This window comes from Microbacterium sp. NPDC076895 (assembly GCF_040687115.1).
Taxonomy (GTDB): domain Bacteria; phylum Actinomycetota; class Actinomycetes; order Actinomycetales; family Microbacteriaceae; genus Microbacterium.
Window position 1 is genome coordinate 108,928 of record NZ_JBFBMQ010000003.1, and the last position, 19,288, is coordinate 128,215.

Sequence of the window (19,288 nt, forward strand, 5' to 3'; positions counted from 1 at the left end):
GGTGATCCCCTGAGCACACCCTGATTCCGGCATCCGTGGCTCCCGATCTCGGCATCCGGGTGATTGGATGGCGACATGTCGTCGGCCACCGCCCTGCCCGCGCGCCCGCTCCTGCAACGGCCGCGCGCGTGCCTCGTGTCGGGCACCTCGGAGGGTCTGGCCGCACACCTCGGGTGGAGCATTCTCGCGGTACGGATGCTGTTCATCGCGCTCTGCCTCCTGTGGGGGGCAGGCATCTTGCTCTACCTGTGGATCTGGGCCTTCACCCCCTGGCAGGACGGCGATGACGCGCCCTCGCGGCGGGCGCCTGTGGCGTGGATCCTGGCCAGCTTGTCGGTCGGCGCGGTAGTTGTTGCGTGCGGTGTCGCGGGAACCCTTTCCAGTCGCGGTGTGACCTACGCGACTCATCCGGCATGGTGGGCGGCGATGTTCGCGACGATTCTGCTCGCCGGGGCCGCGGGCCTGTGGGCAACGCTGATCGACGGGCCCGACCCCGCGCGCGGGCCACGACACGCGCTCTCGGTGCGGATCGCTGCATCCGCTGCACTGGGCACACTCCTGATCGTTCAGCTCACGACCTTGCAGCAGGGAGGTGTCGTCTCGTTCCTCGGGGCGCTCGCTCTCATCGCCGGCATCGTTCTCGTTTACTCCTCGACGTTCGTCGAGAAGTGGCGGGAGCTGTCGGGGGAGCGGGTGCGACGCATCCGCGAGGAGCAGCGCAGCGAAATGGCGGCGCACCTGCATGATTCGGTGCTGCAGACCCTCGCCCTCATCCAGAATCGTGCGGGCGCGTCAAGCGAAGTCGCGCGTATCGCGCGCGCCCAGGAGCGTGAGCTGCGCGGCTGGCTCTACGACGGCGACGAGCCCGCCGACAGCGATCTTCCCACCGACCTGCGCGACTATGCGGCGGCCCTCGAGATCGACTACCCGGTACGCATCGACGTCGTCGTCGCGGGAACGTCGGCGGAGCGCGCCAGCGGCGAGATGGCGGCTGCGGCGCGCGAGGCGATCCTCAACGCGGCACGCCACGCCGGCGGCGAGGTCTCGGTCTACATCGAGGGGAGCGCGGCATCCGTCGACGTGTTCGTCCGCGACCGCGGACCAGGATTCGACCCGGATGCCGTCCCCGCAGACCGGCTCGGGGTGCGCGAGTCGATCATCGGACGGATGCGGCGTGCGGGCGGCACCGCGACGCTGCGGCGCGGTGCGGGCGGCGGCACGGAAGTTCACCTGCGGCTGGGAGGGGTGGCATGAGCGGCATCCGTGTCGTGATCGTCGACGATCATTCGATCTTCCGGTCGGGGCTCCGCTCCACGCTCGAGGGGATCGAGGTCGTCGGGGAGGCCTCGGACGTCGAGTCGGCTGTCACGGAGATCATCGCAAAGCAGCCCGAGGTCGTGCTGCTCGACGTGCACCTTCCGGGCGAGACGGGTGAGGTTGCTGCCGCGACGGGCGGCGAGGCCGTCATTCGCCGGGCGGCTCCGGCCGCGCCTTCGACCCGGTTCCTCGCGCTGAGCGTCTCGGATGCCGCCGAAGACGTCGTGCGCGTCATCCGTGCCGGGGCCCGCGGCTACATCACGAAGGGGTCATCGATCGCCGAGGTCAGCTCCGCGGTTCGCGCTGTCGCCGACGGGGATGCCGTGTTCTCGCCGCGCCTGGCGGGCTTCGTGCTCGACGCGTTCGGGGCTGTCGCCGGTGAGACCGCGGCTGCTAGCGACGAACTCGACCGGCTCTCGGCCCGTGAACAGGAGGTCATGCGGCTGATCGCCCGCGGCTACGCCTATAAAGAGGTCGCGGCGGAGCTGTTCATCTCGATGAAGACCGTCGAGACCCACGTGTCTGCCGTGCTGCGAAAGCTGCAGCTATCGTCCCGGTACGAGCTGACGGCCTGGGCCTCGGCCCGCCGCCTGCTCTGACTCCGCAACTGTTCCTCGAGAATCCGATCGGGCGCCGATTCTCGCGGTTCCCGTTCGGATTCTCGGCGCCGGATCGGATTATCGATTGATGACGCCGCCGGGTCAGCTCACCGCCCGCTCGCCCGCGCGAACCGGGACGGTCCAGCGGTTCGTGGGCGGCGGGAAGACGCACACGTAGCCGTCTGAGAACGCACACGGCGGCAGGTAGGCGCGGTTCAGGTCAACGGTGACCGATCCGTCCGGCTCCGGTGCCGGCATCCGGAGGAACCGGAATCGGTAGCTTTCGTTTCCGCTCGTGGCGTCGGAGAACGCAGCGAACAGGGAGCCGTCATCGAGCAGCTGCACGCACAGCGTGACGTCTCCGTCTGGCAGCGTGAGGTGCAGGTCTCCCTCGAAATCATCGGTACTTCGATATCCGTCGACGGCCTCGGTGGGCACGTCGCGGTGAGGTGTGGGCTCCAGTCGTGCGACGACTCGCATCCGGTCATCGACGGGCCAACGTTCGATTCGTGAGATCCCTCGTGTCGCGGGTGCAGCCGGGTCGTACACGCGCACGGCAACCGCGCCATCACGTTCGAAGCCGCGAAGCTCGAGGCCTCCGGATTCCCAGCGCTCGCCGGGTGCGAGGCTGACCAGTCCGGACGGGAGTGAGCCGATGGCCCGTCCGTCCGCTGCGTGCCACGTGCCGGGAACGCCGTCGAAGGAGCGAGGCGTCGGATCCAGCCAGTGCGTCGCCGCGAGCGTTGCGATTCCGCCGGGCGACCAGACCGCGGCGTCGCGGCGCGCACGCCATTGCTCGGTTGTTGTCATGGTCTGCCTTCCGTCTCGGGGGAGTTCACCACAGCACCATCGTGGCGGGCATAAGCCGTAAGAAACATATTGTTACACCATCGAAACGTAGTGATAGATAGCATCTCGCTATGGATCAACGAGGTGACATCGACATCGACGCGCTCACCCGTGCGCTCGATGTCCACTCCCTGCGCATCCTCGTCGCGATCGATCAGACGGGGTCGATCAGTGCAGCGGCACGATCCCTCGGCTATTCGCAGCCGACGATCACGCAGCACGTGCAGCGGCTCGAGGCTCGTCTCGGGGTCGCACTCGTCGTCCGCACCGCGCGGGCCGCCCGCCTGACCCCGACCGGTGCGCTGCTCGCTCAGCACGCGCCCCGGATCGATGCCAGCCTGACGGCCGCGGCTACCGAGCTGGCACGGATGCTGGGCCGCCGAGCCGACCTCGTCCGGATCGCAGCCTCCGCCGACGCCGTGGGCACGGTCGTCGCCCCGGCGCTGGGGCGCCTCGCCGCGCAGCAGCCCGACATCGACGCCTCATTCGTGGAGGCATCCGACAACGCTGCAGCCCTCGCACTTGTGCAGGACGGCCGCGCCGACATCGCGGTGACCCTCACTCTTGCCGTCAGCGGCGAGCGCCACGCGATCACCAGGCGCAGCGGGATGCGCTCGACGTTCCTGTTCGCCGAAGAGATCGTCGCGGTGAGCACCGCGAACCTGGCTCCAGTCGGTGGGCGCATCGATCCCGCGCTGCTGGCCGACGAGATGTGGATACGCGGCGACGGATCACCGGGTGACCTGCTCGCCGAGCGACTCGAGCGTCCGCGGGCCGGAGACGACATGCAGGTCTCGAATGCCGCGGCAGCTGTAGCTCTCGCCCGCCACCGCGTCGGCACGACCTTCGTTGCCGAAAGTGCGCTGGCGGGCATCGATCTTCCCGATGGCGTGCGGGTGTGGGGACTGACTCCGGCAGTCACCCGCCGCGCAGCCGCGACGGTCCTCGTCGAGGCTGCGACGATCCCCGCCGTCGAGGCCGCGCTTCGTGTGCTCGCCTCGCTTCGCCCGTCGCCCGTCGATGTCGAGGTCATTCTCGATGCGAGGCGCCGCAGCGCAAGCCATCGTGCCCGATTCAGTTCGTCACGCACGACCTACCCCGCCCGAACCGCACCCACAGAGGAGAGTCCCATGCCCTTCCCGTCCACCGCCCGCCTCGCCCAAGCGGGCGCCGTCGTCGCTGCGGGAGCACTTCTGCTCACCGCGTGCAGCGCCGACCCGGCGCCGTCGGCGAGCACCGCCCTGGCCGACAGTGGCGAGCAGATCGACAGCATCACTGTCGCGCTGCCTGGCTCACTCTCCAACCTGTACGTCGGGCAGGAGTCCGGCATCCTGAACTACTACATCGCCTCGATCGCGCAGGAAGGTCTCGTCGCGATCGACGCTGACGGTGCCATCCAGCCGGCCCTCGCCGAATCGTGGTCGCAGCCGGATGACGTCACCTACGTCTACGAGCTTCGCGATGACGCGATGTTCCAAGACGGCACCCCGGTCACCGCCGACGACGTCGTCTTCAGCCTCAACGAGGCCCGCGACGAGACCACCTCGCCCGGCCTCGCGTATTACATGACCAACGTCGAGTCGGTCGAGAAGACCGGTGACAGTGAGGTGACGGTCACCCTCACCGAGCCGGATGCCGCGTTCGCCAAGAACATGAGCACCGGTGGCGCTGCTTTCATCACGTCGAAGGCGTTCTGGGAGGCCAACGACGGAAACGTCGGGACGGCATCCTCGCTGCTGATGGGAACCGGCCCGTACAAGGTCACCGAGTTCGCACCCGACTCTCACGTCACCTTCGAGCGCACCGACACGTGGTGGGGCGAAGAGCCCAAGGTCAAGAGCATCACGGTCAACTTCATTCCTGATGAGTCGACAAGGCTCCTCGCGGCGCAGTCCGGTGACATCGACGTGGCGTTCAACGTGCCGCTGGCCCAGTCCACGCAGTGGGAGAACCTCGACACGATGCGGGTCGACTACATCAATGACCTGTCGTACGTGGGGCTCTACTTCAACACGTCGGTCGCCCCGTTCGATGACCCCAAGGTGCGCGAGGCGATCGCACACGCCGTCGACCGCGACGCCTACGTCGACAAGCTGCTGCGCGGTCACGGCGAAGCTGCTACCGCGATCATGACGCCCGAGTCGCTCGCAGCCGTCTACTCTCCGGATGTCGCCCGCGAGAAGCTCGCCGAGATCCCGCAGTGGGATTACGACCTGGATGCCGCCAAGGCAGCCCTCGCAGAATCCGGCTACCCCGACGGGTTCGAGACCGAGATCCTCACCCCCAACACCGGCCCGCAACTCGGCACGGCAGCCCAGGCGCTGTCGCAGAACCTCGCCGAGATCGGCATTACGCTCAACGTCCGCGAGGTGCCGATCGAGGAGTGGCTCGCGAGCCTGGATGCCTCCAGCGACTACGGGCTGAACATGATGTGGTACTTCTCGACGCTCGGCGACCCCGCCGAGATCCCGAGCTACCTGCTGGGTGTCGGCAACCCCGCCGCGTACGACAACCCCGAGATCATGTCGCTCCTGTCGGAGGTGGGCGCAGAGTCCAACCCGAGTGATCGCATCGACCTGCTCATCGAGGCCGAGACGCTGCAGGCCGAGGATGCCGTCAACATTCCGCTCTGGTGGGGCCAGTCGGCCACCGCGTTTGCCAACAACCTCGGAATGAACGACTACAGCCCGTTCGCGTTCATCTCGTCGTGGCCGACGCAGCTCTACCGCGCAGCGCAGTAACACCGACGGAACCACCACTGTGACAACAGGTTCACCCCTCCGGGCACGCGCACCGCGATCACGGCCGCTTGGCCGCATGCTCGCGGTGCGCGTGCTCGGCATGCTCGGCGTGCTGCTGGTTCTCTCCTTCATCGTCTTCTCGCTCATGTACCTCGCGCCGGGCGACATCGTGAAGAACCTGCTCGGCAATCGGCCGTCCTCACCGGATGCGGTGGCAGCCATCCGCGCCCAGTACCACCTCGATGACCCGTTCCTCGTGCAGTACGTGCGCTGGCTCGGCGGTTTCGTCACCGGGGACCTCGGCGAGTCGATCCGGTTGCAGACGTCCGTTGCCGACGCGATCTCCTCCCGCGTCGGGCTCACCGCGGCACTCTGCGGGATCGCGTTCGTCATCGCCCTCGTGGTGGCCATCCCGCTCGGGGTGCGCAGCGCCGTGCGGGCAGGCGGGGCATCCGACCGCACGGCCAGCGCGCTCGCGGTCGTCGGGCTCAGCGCGCCGACGTTCGCCGTCGGCCTGCTGCTCCTCTACGTCTTCGCGTACTACCTTCCGGTCTTCCCGGTGTACGGGGCAGGGTCGGGCGGACTCGACACGCTCTGGCACCTCGTGCTCCCGGCGATCACCCTCGCCCTGGGCCTCGGGGCCATCATCCTGAAACTGACGCGCACCGCGATGCTGCGCGAACTCGAGGCCGACTATGTCACCTCGGCGCGCGCTCGCGGCCTGTCAGAGCGCAGTGTCCAGCGCATCGCGCTGCGCAACGCCGCCATCCCGATCGTGACCGGCGCGAGCCTCGTGCTGACCTTCCTGGTCGGCGGAACGGTGCTGGCCGAAACGACCTTCGCGCTGCCGGGCCTGGGCACCCTGCTGCAGGACTCCGTGCTGTTCAAGGACATCGCCGTCGTACAGTCGCTCACACTCCTGGTCGCGATCGTCATCGCGGTGATCGCGCTCCTGGCCGACATCGCCTACATCCTGCTCGACCCGCGGGTGCGCGAACGGGGGTGCCCGCATGACCGCGGCCATCGAACTCATGACATCGCCGACGCGCCGCCGTCGACGGATGCCGATTCTCATCATCCTGTCGGTGGGCCTCATTGCTCTCGTCGTGCTGGCGGCCGTCCTCGGCCCGCTGCTGTTCCCCGATGCGATGCGCCAAGACATCCTCTCCGCGCTCCTGGCGCCGGGTCAGGACGGGCATCTCCTCGGCACCGACGAGCTCGGCCGCGACGTGTTCGCCATGACGGTCGCGGGCACCGCGTCGGCCCTGGTCGGACCGGTGTGTGTCGCCCTCGGATCGATGCTGCTCGGCATCCTGCTCGGCACTCTCGCGGGTTACGAACGCGGCTGGCTCGATTTCCTGATCAGCCGCTGGACCGACCTGCTGCTGGCACTTCCGGTGCTGCTGGCCGCGATCGTCGTCGCCGGTGTGTTCGGGGGCGGGTACTGGGTCACGGTGGTGTTGCTGATCGCGCTGTTCTCACCCTCCGACATCCGGATCGTGCGTGCCGGCGTGCTCGAGCAGTCGGCCAGGCCCTACATCGAAGCGGCCCAGATGCTCTCACTCTCACGGTGGCGCGTGATGTTCCGCCACATCCTGCCGAACGTGTCGACCCTGGTGATCACGAACGCGATGCTCAACGTCGCCTTCGCGATCGTCGCGTTCTCGTCGCTGTCGTTCCTCGGCGTCGGCGTCCCGCCCGGGACCGCCGACTGGGGCCGGCAGCTCACCGACAACCGGGCGATCATGTTCGACAATCCCGCGGCCGTCCTCGTGCCTGCGGCGTTGATCATCCTCGTCGCGTGCGCCGTGAACCTCGTCGGTGACTGGGTCGGGCAGCGCCTCTCGCAGGTAGGAGAAGAGCCATGACCGGCGTGCAGATTCAGGGGCTCACGGTGCGGGGGCCACAGGGCGTCATGGTCGAACCGTTCGACGCGACCATCGCTGCGGGCCGGACCCTGGCCATCATCGGAGAGTCCGGATCGGGCAAGACCCTCAGCGCGAAGAGTCTCATCGGCCTCCTGCCCCGTGGCTTCCGCGCCGCGGGAACTGCCGTCGTCGGTGACACCACGCTTGCCCTGGATGCCGCACCGGCAGCGTGGACGTCGGTGCGTGGGTCCACCGTCGCGCTTCTGCTACAGGACCCGTTCACGAGCCTCTCGCCCGTGCACCGGTGCGGCGATCAGATCGCGTGGACGCTACGGGCAGCATCCGATCGGCGGATCGCGGCATCCGAACTCACCCGCGAGGTCGCCGCGCGGCTGGCTGAGGTGAAGCTTCCCGAACGTGTCGCGCGGGCCTTCCCGCATCAGCTCTCGGGTGGGATGCGGCAGCGGGTCGCTATCGCGGCAGCGCTCGCCGCCGATCCGAAGCTCCTCATCGCCGATGAGCCCACCACGGCCCTCGACGCCTCGAACCAAGCGGAGATCCTCGACCTCCTGCGTGCGGTGCAGGCACGTCGAGACCTGTCGGTGATCCTCATCTCGCACGACCTCGGGCTCGTGCGCGGCCGCACCGACGATGTTCTGGTCATGCAGCACGGCGTCATCGTCGAGCGCGGAACAACCGGTGCCGTGCTGTCTTCCCCGAAGCATCCGTACACTCGCGCGCTGATCGACGCGGATCCCGTGCTTGCTCCGCCGCGAGACGCACCGACCTCCGCCAGCGAGACGACGCCGACGCTCGTGCAGGTGACGGGGGTGACGAAGCACTTCGGGGAGCGCACCGTGCTCGACGGTGTCGACCTGCGGATCGGCGACGGTGAGATCGTCGGTGTGGTCGGAGAGTCAGGGTCGGGGAAGTCGACGCTCGCTCGCTGCATCGCGGGGCTCGAGCGCGAAGACGGCGGAATCATCTCCTTTGCGGGCGATAACCTCGCGCCCGGACGTCGCTCGCGCACCCCCGCGCAGATGCAGATCGTGTTCCAAGACCCGTACTCGTCGCTGAACCCGATGATGTCGATCGGGTCGATCCTGCGCGAAGCCCTCGCGGTCGCGCACCGCCCGGCATCCGATGTCGCGGAGCTGCTCGAGACCGTCGGGCTTCCCGCCGACTTCGCCGGCAAGCGACCGGCCGAGCTGTCGGGCGGCCAACGCCAGCGCGTCGCCATCGCGCGCGCCCTGGCGCCCAGGCCGCGCCTGCTCATCTGCGACGAATCGGTCTCGGCACTCGACGTCTCGGTGCAGGCCCAGATCCTGACGCTGTTGACGAAGCTGCGCGACGACCTCGGCATCTCGCTGCTGTTCATCTCGCACGACCTGGCCGTCGTGCGACTGCTCGCCGACTCGGTCACGGTGCTCTGGGACGGCCGCGTGATCGAGAGCGGACCGTGCGAACAGGTGCTCACCGAGCCCCACCACGAATACACCCGGATGCTGGTTGCCGCCGCGCACCGCGAGAACACGTCGGTGAGTACCGGCGAGAGAGAAGACTGACGTGCAATCGATCGAACCGGTGCTTGCGGAAGGCGCAGACGCTGTCGCGGCGGTTCTGGATGCGGGCCTTGCTGACGCTCTGGGTGGCGAACGAGCCGCGCGCTGGCGGATCGAGCGCACCGGATACCGCCCGACGGTGCACACGCTCGGGCACGGTGCCGGCATCCTGGCTGCCGCGCTCACGTCCGGTCGCCCCGCAACCGCTGCGACCAAGATCGTCGACGTGTGGGCCTCGCCCGATGCGCCGGATGACGCCGCCGATCGCCTCATCGCGGGAGTGATCGCCGCTGCGGCAGAGCGCGGGGATGCCGCTGTGAAGTGGGAGGTTCCTGAGGGCGCTGCCGTGCCCGAGTCGGCTTCGGCACACGACTTCGCGCCCCTGCGCGCCCCGTGGGGAGCTGTGGGGACCGAGGGTACGCGCGGACTCGTGCGCTGGCTCGTTCCCCTGACCCACGACGAGCCCGGGTACTACGGGCAGACGACGCTCTTCACCTGTGGGGCGGTGGCTGGCCTCATCGCCACCGAGCGCTTCGGCAGCCCCGGGTTCGCGGGGCAGAGTGTGTCCGATCGTGATCTCGAGATCGACTTCTGGCGGCGTGCCAGCAACTATCCGGCGTGCGAACCGATCGGGCTGGCTGTCACGGTGCAGGAGCACATCGGGCCTCACGGCGCCGTCGAGGTCACGCTCGATCACCCGGGACCGGTCCTGCTGGAGGAGTTCTCCGGCTTCGACTACGACTTTCGTGCGGAGTTGCAGCAGGAGTCGCGCAAGCGCGCGGCAGATCTTGGCATCCGGGTCGACACAGCCCGCATCCCGATGACGGAGGTGGCCGCGCGGGTGGCGGCGGGCGAGCAGGCCCTTCTTCTCATCGATGAGGCGCCGATGCACGCCGACCCCGGCCCGCACTGGATCGTCGCTCACGCTACTGCCGGGCCCTACGTCGTCGTCGAGGACCCGTGGGTGAACACAGCGACGGGAGAGACGTGGGTCGACACGCACGACCTTCCGATCCACGTCGATGACCTGGAGCGACTCGTCGCCTGGGGTCGCGACGGCTATCGCGGCGTCATCTTCCTGTCGCCGCGCTGAGTAGACGGCCCGATCGCAGGAGGAATGGCGGCTTTGTCCGCCGTGAGGGGCGTCGAAAGCCATCTGATCCTGCAATCGAGACCGTCACCCGCGGGGCTGCGCGGAGCCGGGGCGGATGTCCGGGGTCGCGAATAGACTTGCGGGGTTATGGATGTGGTGGATGACGAGCTTCTGACCGGCCTGAATCCGCCGCAGCGTGAGGCGGTTCTGTACCGGGGCCCGGCGCTGTTGATCGTCGCGGGCGCGGGGTCGGGAAAGACCCGAGTGCTCACCCACCGGATCGCGTCGTTGCTTCGCAGCGGCGAGGCCTACCCCAGCCAGATTCTCGCCATCACGTTCACCAACAAGGCTGCCGGTGAGATGCGCGAGCGCGTCGAGCAGCTCGTCGGGGAACGCGGACGCGGCATGTGGATCTCGACGTTCCACTCGGCGTGTGTGCGGATCCTGCGGCGCGAGGCCGAGCAGTTCGGCTTCACGAAGGCCTTCACGATCTACGACTCGGGCGACTCCCGCGCGCTCATCAAGCGCCTCGTCAAAGAGCACGAAGCTGACGCACTCGGGCTGACCCCCGCCGGTGTGCAGGGACGGATCTCCAAGCTCAAGAACGAACTCGCGGATGCCGAGTCCTTCGCCCGCCAGGCGAACATGAGCGACCCCGCCGAGCGCCTGTTCGTCGAGATCTTCGGCGACTACCAGCGAGCCCTGCAGCGCGCCAACGCGTTCGACTTCGACGACCTGATCGCCCAGACCGTCTACCTGTTCCGCGCGTTCCCGCAGGTCGCGGATGTCTACCGCCGGCGCTTCCGGCATGTCCTGGTCGACGAGTACCAGGACACGAACCACGCCCAGTACGCGCTCATTCACGAGCTCACCCGCCCCGTCACGGGAGCTGCGGCCGAGCCGTATTCCGTCGGCGGAATGATGATCTTCGAGCCCGACGAAGCCCCCGAACTCGAGGGAGCCTCGCTCACGGTCGTCGGCGACTCCGACCAGTCGATCTACGCTTTCCGCGGCGCCGACATCCGGAACATCAGCGAGTTTGAGCGCGACTTCCCGGGTGCGAAGGTCGTGCTGCTCGAGCAGAACTACCGGTCGACCCAGAACATCCTCTCGGCAGCGAACGCTGTCATCGGCAACAACTTCGACCGCAAGGACAAGAAGCTGTGGACCGATGTCGGCGCGGGGGATCCGATCGTCGGGTTCACCGGTTACTCGCAGCATGACGAAGCCCAGTTCGTCGCGGACGAGATCGAGGCCCTCCACCGTCGCGGTGTCGAGTACGGGCAGATGGCAGTCTTCTACCGCACGAACTCCCAGTCCCGTGCGCTGGAAGAGATCTTCATCCGCTCGGCTGTGCCCTACAAGATCATGGGCGGCACCAAGTTCTACGAGCGCGCCGAGATCAAGGATGCCCTCGCATACCTCGTCGCCGTCGCCAATCCCGCCGACGAGATGGCCGTGCGCCGCATCCTGAACAAGCCGCGGCGCGGCATCGGCGACGTGACCGAAACGGCCATCGCCCGCTACGCGGCAGACCAGCAGATCACGTTCCGCGATGCCCTCGCCAACGCCTCGGCGCTCGGCGTCGGACCCAAGATCCAGGCCGCGATCGTGCAGTTGGATGCCGTGCTCGCCGAGGCCAGTGCCCTGATGCTCCCGGCGTCCGGCGAACTTCCCCCGCCGACCACGGTGGCCGAGGGACTCCAGCTGCTGCTCAACAAGTCGGGATACCTCGACGCCCTGCGCGCCTCGCGCGATCCGCAGGACGAAGCGCGCGTCGAGAACCTCGACGAACTCGTCGCCGTCACTCGGGAGTTCGCCCGCAACAACCCCGACGGCACGATCATCGACTTTCTCACCGAGGTCGCCCTCGTCGCGGATGCCGATGACCTCGACGATGCGACAGGGTCGGTGTCGCTCATGACGATGCACACCGCAAAGGGTCTGGAGTACGACACCGTGTTCATCACGGGCGTCGAAGAAGACCTCATCCCGCATCGCATCTCGGCCGGCGAGCCGGGCGGACCACAGGAGGAGCGACGCCTGTTCTACGTCGGGGTCACGCGCGCTCGGGCGCGCCTCTACCTCACGCTCGCCATGACCCGTGCGCAGTTCGGTGAGGTGTCGGTCGCGATGCCCAGCCGCTTCCTGCAAGAGATTCCCGCGACGCTCATCGACTGGCGCCAGTCCCCGGGGGATGTGAACTCGCGCGGGGGTTCGCAGTCCCGCGCACTCAATGCTCGGCCCGGGCGGTCTGGTGCGGGCGGCGGCTTCGGGGGTTCGGGCCGCTACGGCGACGCACTCGTGCCGAAGTCGACCTCGATCGACAAGTTCGCCAACCGCATCCCCGCGAAGGTGCGCGACAACGGTGACATGGAGCTCGCGCCAGGTGACCGCATCCGTCACGACGACTTCGGCGAAGGGCGAGTGGATGCCGTCACCGGCGAGGGGGCGAAGCGCGTCGCGCATGTGCGGTTCGATACTGCCGGAGCCAAGAAGCTTCTGATCAAGATCGCTCCGATCGAGAAGCTCTGACGGCCGCGTCTGGCCAGCGCGCCAGGACTTTCGCCCCTGAGCGCCGCCGGTGGCCGAGCGTACGATCGCGATGACGGCGTGAGCGAGGGCGCACCAGCGCCCAGGGCAGATCAGGCCCGCTGGCAGAAGGAGGCTCATGACCCTCGCGTCAGTGCTCACAGTGCTCGCCGATCACCCGGTGCTCGTGCTGTTCCTGGTCACAGGTGTCGGCGCGGCGATCGGCCGCATCCGGCTGTGGGGGATGTCCCTTGGTGCGGTAGCCGTGCTGTTCACGATGATTGCGCTGACGGCCTGGGGTGTGTCCCAGGGCGTCACGATCGAGGTGCCCTCGTACGTCGGCGACTTCGGTTTGGTGCTCTTCGCCTTCAGCATCGGCGTCATCGCCGGGCCGGGGTTCGTGAACGCCCTCCGCACGTCGTACTGGATGCTGCTGCTCGTCTCGGCCATCATGATCGTCGCCGCGGCCCTGACGCTCGGCCTCGGGACGATGCTGGATCTGTCGCCGGAAACGATCGCCGGTGCCTATGCCGGCTCGGTCACGAGCACCCCTGCCCTTGCTGCTACCGGGGGCAGCCCGGCAGCCACGGTCGGGTATGCGAGCACCTACATCTTCGGCGTCATCGGGGCGATGGGCGCCGTCGCTCTCGCGCTTCGCCACAGCCGCACTGACGCTGACGCGCCACCGCGGATCGTCGATCTCGTGATCCGCATCGATACCGACAGCACCCCCACGATGACCGACCTCACGCGGCGGCACGGCGGTCGGGTGCTGGTGTCGCGCCTGCGTCGCCCCAGCGGGGAGGTCATTGTCGTCGGCCCCGACACGGTGCTCGAAAAGGGCGCGATCATCAATGTGGTCGGCCCTGAGCGGGTCGTGGCAGCCGTCACCGATGAGCTCGGGCATCCGTCCACGGTGAACATCACCCACGACCGCAGCCGCCTCGACTACCGGCGGATTATCCTGTCGGACGCACGCTGGTCGGGGCGCACGATCGCCCAGCTCGGCGTCGCTGAGCGCTTCGGCGCCACGATCGTGCGGGTGCGGCGCGGGGATGTCGAGTTCCTCGGCACACCCGACTTCGTGCTGCACCAGGGCGACCGGCTTCGCGTGGTCGCGCCGCGCGACCAGCTGCCCGCGGTCACAGCCTTTCTCGGCGACTCCGAACGCGGCATGGCCGACCTCAACCCCGTGGCGCTCGGCCTCGGCATCGCGGCCGGCATGCTGCTCGGCCTCATCGAAGTGCCGCTGCCCGGCGGATCCCACTTGTCGCTCGGAGCTGCCGCCGGTGCGCTCATCGTCGGCCTTGTGATGGGCAGGATCGGGCGCATCGGCCGGTTCGTGACGACGATTCCGAATGCGGCGGCCACCGCGCTGGGCGAGCTCGGCCTCCTGATCTTCCTTGCGTACGCCGGATCGAAGGCGGGATCGCAGATTCTGCAGGCGATCGCATCGGGAGAGATCGTCGCTCTTGTCGGAATCGGCCTGGTCGTGACATCCTTCGCGATGTTCGGCACCTACCTGCTCGTGCGACGCATCCTGCACCTGGGCGGCACAAAGCTCTCGGGTGTCATCGCCGGAGCGCAGACGAACACCGCGATTCTCGCCTTCGCCCAGGAACGGACCGGCCACGACGTCCGTGTCGCCCTCGGCTACAGCCTCGTCTATCCGACGGCGCTGGTCGTGAAGATCCTGCTGGCACAGCTACTGACGCTGCTCTGAGGGGTGCGGCCGAGACTTACCGTCTTTCCCCACCTGTGACAACCCTGGTGCCGTTGGGCGCTCGACGTCTGTAGCCTCGAAACATGGCTCTGTTCTCTCGACGCCCTGCAGCAACGCCTGCCGAGACGCCCGAGGGCGCCTCCGACGATGCGGCATCCGTTGACGACGCGGTCGTCGCCGACACCACATCCGACGTCGACGCAGCAGCTTCGCAGCCCTCCGAGATCACTGACGACGAACCAGATTTCGACGCGGTGGTCGGCATCTCGATGTCGTCGTTCCAGGGTCTGGGGGCGCCAGCACCGGCGGTAAATGCCGCAGAAGCGGCAGGCGACGACGAGGCCGACGCTCCTCCCCGGCCGGGGCTGCAAGACAACGGCCCGCTCGTGACTGCCCTCGCGAAGCTTCCGGAGCGGCCCGAGCCCGCGGAACTGTTGCAGGTTGCGCGCCAGCTTCTGCAGGGACACCTCTTCTTGCGCGTCAAGGGAGACGCGAAGCGGATGCTGGCCGAAGGTGAGAACATTCCTCTGGCCATCACGACGATCGGTGACAAGCAGTACGTGCTCGTCTATAGCGGTGTAGCCGCTCTGCGCGCGAGCCTCGCTGCCGACGGCGCCACCGACACCTCGGCGATGGCCCAGCCCGCGCAGGCTGTGCTCCGGTTCCTGCTGTCGGGAACGTACGCCGGCCTCATCGTCGACCCGGCGTCGGCGCCCGCCAGAGCCATGCTGTCGCGAGAGCTCATCGCCCAGATGATGGAGCAGGCCGATCCCGACTTCAGCATCAAGAAGCTGCTCTCCGCTCGCCGCACCGAGTCCACGCCCGACGATGTCGTGGCAGCCATCCCCTCATCGCGTCTGTGGATCGCGGTGAACAAGCCCGACGGGTCCGATCAGGTCGGGGTCGCCGAGGCCCGCACTGCCGACGGTGACCGCCTCATCGAAGTGTTCACGCACCCCATCGAGATCGCCGCCCTCGGGCGCGGTGACCGGCCCGCCCCCGTCACCGGCGTGCAGCTGGGTGCTGCACTTCGCGCAGACCCCGGGCTTGCCGGCATCCTCATCGACCCCGCCGGTCCGTGGATTCGCCTCGACCGTGAGGACCTCGCCCCGCTGATGGTCGAGGCTCCGGGCGATGGCGACTGACCGAGTCATCCTCGAGATCCCCGGCCCCGACGGTGACCGGGAGGTCGGGCTGTCGAGCCCCGATCGCGTGCTCTGGCCGGCGGTCGGGATCACCAAACGCGAGCTGGCCGAGTACCTGCTCGCCGTCGCCGAGCCCTTCCTTGCCGCCAACGGCCACCGTCCCGTCTCGCTCGAGCGCTACCCCGACTCGATCGAGGGTGAGATGTTCTTCTCGAAGAACCCGCCCAAGGGTGCACCGTCCTTCGTCGACACCGTCACCGTGACCTACAACAGCGGGCGTCGGCATCCGCAGATCGTGCTCACCGAGCCCGCCGCCGTCGTCTGGGCGGCACAGATGAACACCGTCGTCTTCCACCCCTGGGCATCGCGGACCGAGAACACCGACAACCCGGTTGAGCTGCGGATCGACCTCGACCCGCAGCCAGGGACCGATTTCGCGGATGCCGCGGCCGTCGCCCCGGCGTTACGCGATGTGCTCGCCGAGGCGGGCCTTGCGGCGTGGATCAAGACGAGCGGGAACCGCGGCATCCACCTGTTCTGCCCGATCGAACCGGACTGGGAGTTCCTCGATGTTCGGCACGCAGTCATTGCCGCGGGTCGCGAGCTGGAGCGACGGATGCCGGAACAGGTCACGACGAGCTGGTGGAAGGAAGAGCGCGGGCAGCGCGTCTTCATCGACTTCAACCAGGCAAATCGCGACCGCACGATGGCCGGGGCCTACAGCCCGCGCGCCCTCCCGACCGCCACCGTTGCCACCCCGATCATGTGGGAGGAGCTGGCCTCTGTCGATCCGGCATCCTTCACGGTGCGCACGGTGCCAGGGCGCCTTGCCGAGCTCGGCGACCCGTGGGCCGACTTCGGAACATCCCCGGGGCGAATCGACACGCTGCTGGAGTGGTGGGAGCGCGACCTCGCCGACGGCCTCGGCGAGTTGCCGTTCCCGCCCGAGTTCCCGAAGATGCCCGGCGAACCCCCACGCGTGCAACCGAGCCGGGCACGCAAACCCGACACGAGCGGTCACGAAACGGAAGAGACCGCGTGACCGAGAAGACCACTGACGGGGCGCGCTCCGATACGACAGGCTCCGAGACACCGGCGACGATCGATCAGTGGGCAGCGCGCCTGCTTCAGACGCGCTGGATCGTCCGCGCCCCGATTCTGGTCTTTCGTGCAGGCCTCGGCTGGTTGTTCGGCGGCAGGTTCGTGATGGTCGAGCACATCGGCCGCAAGAGCTGCGAGCCTCGCTACGTCGTTCTCGAGGTGATCGAGCGCGAGACGAACGCGCTCCGTGTCGCTTCCGGCCACGGCTCTCGCGCGCAGTGGCTGAAGAACCTCCACGCCAACCCCGCCGCCCGGCTCTGGGTCGGTCGCTCGAAGGGCGTACCCGCGACGTCCCGCATCCTGCCCGAAGCCGATGCTGCAGCGGTCCTCGCCCGCTACGCCCGCGTGCACCCGGATACCTGGGAACACCTGAAGGGGGCGATGGACAAGCTGAACGGGGGAGAGGTGACCATACCTGTCGTCGAGTTCACCCCGCCAGTCGGCAAACTGACCCGCTGACTGTCAGCTTTCGAGCACCGCGCCCACGTCGTACGCGTTGACAGTCTCCAGCTGCTCATAGGTGCACGAGCGGGGATCACGATCTTCGCGCCACCGCACGAACTGCACCGTGTGGCGGAATCGCCACTTCTCGAGCTGGTCGTAGCGCACCTCGAGCACCAGCTCGGGGCGCAGCTGTACAAACGACACGTCCTTGCCCGAAGCGAAGCGAGAGCGCTCGCCCTCACCGGTCACCGCGGCGCCGGACTCGTCGCGTTCGACGAACGGCTCAAGCTCGTCGACCAGCTCGAGCCGGCGTTTGTCTGACCACGCTGCGACCCCGCCGACCTGGACGAGCCGACCGTCGTCGGTGTAGAGGCCCACGAGGAGTGAACCGACGCCGGTACCGCTCTTGTGCACGCGGTATCCGAGGGCAACGACATCCGCCGTGCGTGCGTGCTTGATCTTGAACATCGTGCGCTTGCCCGGCGCATAGGGCTGTGCGAGCGGCTTCGCGACAACGCCGTCGAGGCCCGCCCCCTCGAATTCATCGAGCCAGCGGGCGGCCCGGTCAGGGTCGTCTGTCGTGCGCGTGATGTGCACCGGATGCGGCACGGCTTGCAGCAGGTCGAGGAGCTCCGCCCTCCGGGAGGCGAACGGCTCGCTGGCAAGATCGCGCTCGCCGCGAGCCAGGATGTCGAACGCGATGAACATCGCCGGGGTCTGCTCGCTCAGCATCCGCACCCTGGACTCGGCGGGGTGGATGCGCTGCGTCAGCGCGTCCCAGTCCAAGCGCTGCGAGCCGGACTCGCCCAGCGCGATGACGATCTCGCCGTCGAGCAGGCACGGCTCGGGCAGGAGCCGCGCGAACGCCTCGACGAGCTCGGGAAAGTAGCGCGTGAGCGGTTTCGCGCCGCGGCTGCCGATCTCGACATCCGTCCCGTCCCACGAGATGAGCGCGCGGAAGCCGTCCCACTTCGGTTCGAAGCTCAGGCCACCCGCTACGGCGTCGGGGGCGGGGATGCTGTCGACGGACTTCGCGAGCATCGGCTCGGGGATCGCGTAGGGCATGCGGTCAGCATCCTGTCTGTTGGGGGTCGCTGTCGAGCCCCGGCGTCAGGACGGTGCCGATTCGGTGCTCTTGCGCCGTGCCCACCGGGCTGGCGTGTTGGGTCCGTCCCAGACCTGCACGATGCCCCACGCCACCGCCGTGATCGGCACCGCGAGCACCGCGCCGACGATACCGCCGAGTACCGTGCCGACCGTCAGGGCGATCAGGATGACGAACGAGTGCAGCTTCATCGAGCGGCCCATCAGCACCGGTTGCAGGAAGTTGCCCTCGAGCTGGTTGACCAGCACCACGACTCCCACGACGAACAGGGCGTTCACCAGTCCGTTCGAGACCAGCGCGACCAGCGCCGCGAGGATGCCGGCCAGGGTCGCCCCGACGATCGGAATGAAGGCCAGGAGGAACACGAGGACGGCCAGGGGGAGGGCGAGCGGGACGCCGAGAATCCAGAGGCCGATGCCGATTCCGACCGCGTCGACGAAGGCTACCGATGCCGTGCCGCGCACGTACGCGCCGAGGGTTGTTACCGTCTTGTCGCCGATGCGGCGCGCGCGGGCTTCGGCCGAGCCGCGGAAGGGGCGCAGCAGGAACTCCCACATCCTCGGGCCGTCCTTCAGGAAGAAGAACAGCACGACGACCAGCAGCACGAAGCCCGTCGCGAAGTTCGCGACGATACTCACGCCGGCGATCGCGCCAGAGCCGAACTGCGCGCTCGTAATGAAGTCCTGAATCGAGGCGATCCACTGGTCGATCTGCTGCTGGTCGATTCCGAACGGCAGCGACTGTACCCACTGCCAGAGCTGCTGCGCGCCGGCTTCGGCCTGGCTATAGAGCGAATCCCACTGGTCGCGCACCGCCCAGACGATGAGCCAGCCGATGCCCCCGAGAATCAGCACGATGGCAAGAAGGGCGATGAGGGTCGCGAGGATCGAGGGAACGCCGCGACGGCGCATCCAACTCATCACCGGAGCGAACGCTGACGCGAAGATCAACGCGAGCAGCACCGGGATGACCACGAGCGTGATCTGCTGAAGTCCCCCGATGACACCTGCCGCCAGGGCGACCACCACGATGATCTGCAGGCCTCGCGTCGCGAGCACACCGAACTTGTCGCCCCAGAGCTTGCGGGGCGGCACGATGCCGTCATCCGGTACCGCAAGCGCCCTGTTGCTGTCTTTGGACGAGCCGAAGCCGAACAATCCCATGGCACGACCGTAGCTGTTGAATGCGCCAGCGGGCACGGTCTTGACG

At 68.0% G+C, this 19,288-nt stretch carries 14 protein-coding genes and 1 pseudogene; 12 read left to right on the top strand and 3 right to left on the bottom strand.

Annotated elements, in window-relative coordinates; translation table 11 throughout:
- Window positions 1–75: 75 nt before the first annotated feature.
- Together AB0O89_RS03785 and AB0O89_RS03790 are read left to right on the top strand one after the other, a co-directional pair.
- Window positions 76–1,254: a PspC domain-containing protein gene (locus AB0O89_RS03785; protein ID WP_363494327.1), complete on the top strand. Its 1,179-nt coding sequence runs from the start codon at window positions 76–78 to the stop codon at window positions 1,252–1,254.
- Entirely contained in the window at window positions 1,251–1,916 is a 666-nt protein-coding gene (locus AB0O89_RS03790; RefSeq protein ID WP_363494329.1) for a response regulator transcription factor, read from the top strand. The genes AB0O89_RS03785 and AB0O89_RS03790 overlap by 4 nt, the downstream gene beginning before the upstream one ends.
- 102 nt (window positions 1,917–2,018) lie before the next feature.
- Here AB0O89_RS03790 and AB0O89_RS03795 read toward each other — a convergent pair whose 3' ends face one another.
- Window positions 2,019–2,726: a DUF1684 domain-containing protein gene (locus AB0O89_RS03795; RefSeq protein ID WP_363494331.1), complete on the bottom strand. Its 708-nt coding sequence runs from the start codon at window positions 2,724–2,726 to the stop codon at window positions 2,019–2,021.
- Window positions 2,727–2,836: 110 nt separating this feature from the next.
- Between AB0O89_RS03795 and AB0O89_RS03800 the strand changes: the two genes are divergently transcribed.
- The 10 genes and pseudogenes from AB0O89_RS03800 to AB0O89_RS03845 all read left to right on the top strand — a co-directional run bounded on the left by AB0O89_RS03800 (window position 2,837) and on the right by AB0O89_RS03845 (window position 16,989).
- Complete coding sequence (locus AB0O89_RS03800; RefSeq protein ID WP_363494333.1) at window positions 2,837–5,506, top strand: ABC transporter substrate-binding protein; 2,670 nt, start codon at window positions 2,837–2,839, stop codon at window positions 5,504–5,506.
- A gap of 100 nt (window positions 5,507–5,606) precedes the next feature.
- Window positions 5,607–6,440 (top strand): annotated as a pseudogene (locus tag AB0O89_RS03805) (ABC transporter permease); the annotation flags it as partial.
- Between the two features lie 76 nt (window positions 6,441–6,516).
- Window positions 6,517–7,374, top strand: coding sequence for an ABC transporter permease (locus tag AB0O89_RS03810; protein ID WP_363494335.1), 858 nt, complete (start codon window positions 6,517–6,519; stop codon window positions 7,372–7,374).
- Entirely contained in the window at window positions 7,371–8,939 is a 1,569-nt protein-coding gene (locus AB0O89_RS03815; RefSeq protein ID WP_363494337.1) for an ABC transporter ATP-binding protein, read from the top strand. The genes AB0O89_RS03810 and AB0O89_RS03815 overlap by 4 nt, the downstream gene beginning before the upstream one ends.
- A gap of 1 nt (window position 8,940) precedes the next feature.
- Complete coding sequence (locus AB0O89_RS03820) at window positions 8,941–10,029, top strand: peptidase C39 family protein (protein WP_363494339.1); 1,089 nt, start codon at window positions 8,941–8,943, stop codon at window positions 10,027–10,029.
- A 147-nt stretch (window positions 10,030–10,176) separates the two neighbouring features.
- Window positions 10,177–12,564 (top strand): UvrD-helicase domain-containing protein, encoded by a 2,388-nt coding sequence (locus AB0O89_RS03825; protein WP_363494341.1) that lies wholly within the window; start codon window positions 10,177–10,179, stop codon window positions 12,562–12,564.
- A 136-nt stretch (window positions 12,565–12,700) separates the two neighbouring features.
- A complete protein-coding gene (locus tag AB0O89_RS03830) occupies window positions 12,701–14,284 on the top strand; it encodes a TrkA C-terminal domain-containing protein (protein ID WP_363494343.1) in 1,584 nt (527 codons plus the stop codon).
- An 83-nt stretch (window positions 14,285–14,367) separates the two neighbouring features.
- Window positions 14,368–15,429 carry an SseB family protein gene (locus AB0O89_RS03835; RefSeq protein WP_363494345.1) on the top strand — a complete coding sequence of 354 codons (1,062 nt, stop codon included), beginning with the start codon at window positions 14,368–14,370 and terminating at the stop codon, window positions 15,427–15,429.
- On the top strand, window positions 15,419–16,471 hold the full coding sequence (gene ligD / locus AB0O89_RS03840; protein WP_363494347.1) for a non-homologous end-joining DNA ligase: 1,053 nt from the start codon (window positions 15,419–15,421) through the stop codon (window positions 16,469–16,471). Before AB0O89_RS03835 ends, ligD begins: the two co-directional genes overlap by 11 nt.
- Window positions 16,468–16,989 (top strand): nitroreductase family deazaflavin-dependent oxidoreductase, encoded by a 522-nt coding sequence (locus AB0O89_RS03845; RefSeq protein ID WP_363494349.1) that lies wholly within the window; start codon window positions 16,468–16,470, stop codon window positions 16,987–16,989. Before ligD ends, AB0O89_RS03845 begins: the two co-directional genes overlap by 4 nt.
- Before the next feature lie 3 nt (window positions 16,990–16,992).
- On the opposite strand, the gene AB0O89_RS03850 is transcribed toward AB0O89_RS03845, so the two are convergent.
- A complete protein-coding gene (locus AB0O89_RS03850) occupies window positions 16,993–18,039 on the bottom strand; it encodes an ATP-dependent DNA ligase (protein WP_363494351.1) in 1,047 nt (348 codons plus the stop codon).
- Window positions 18,040–18,084: 45 nt separating this feature from the next.
- Complete coding sequence (locus tag AB0O89_RS03855; RefSeq protein WP_363494353.1) at window positions 18,085–19,242, bottom strand: AI-2E family transporter; 1,158 nt, start codon at window positions 19,240–19,242, stop codon at window positions 18,085–18,087.
- Window positions 19,243–19,288: the final 46 nt, after the last annotated feature.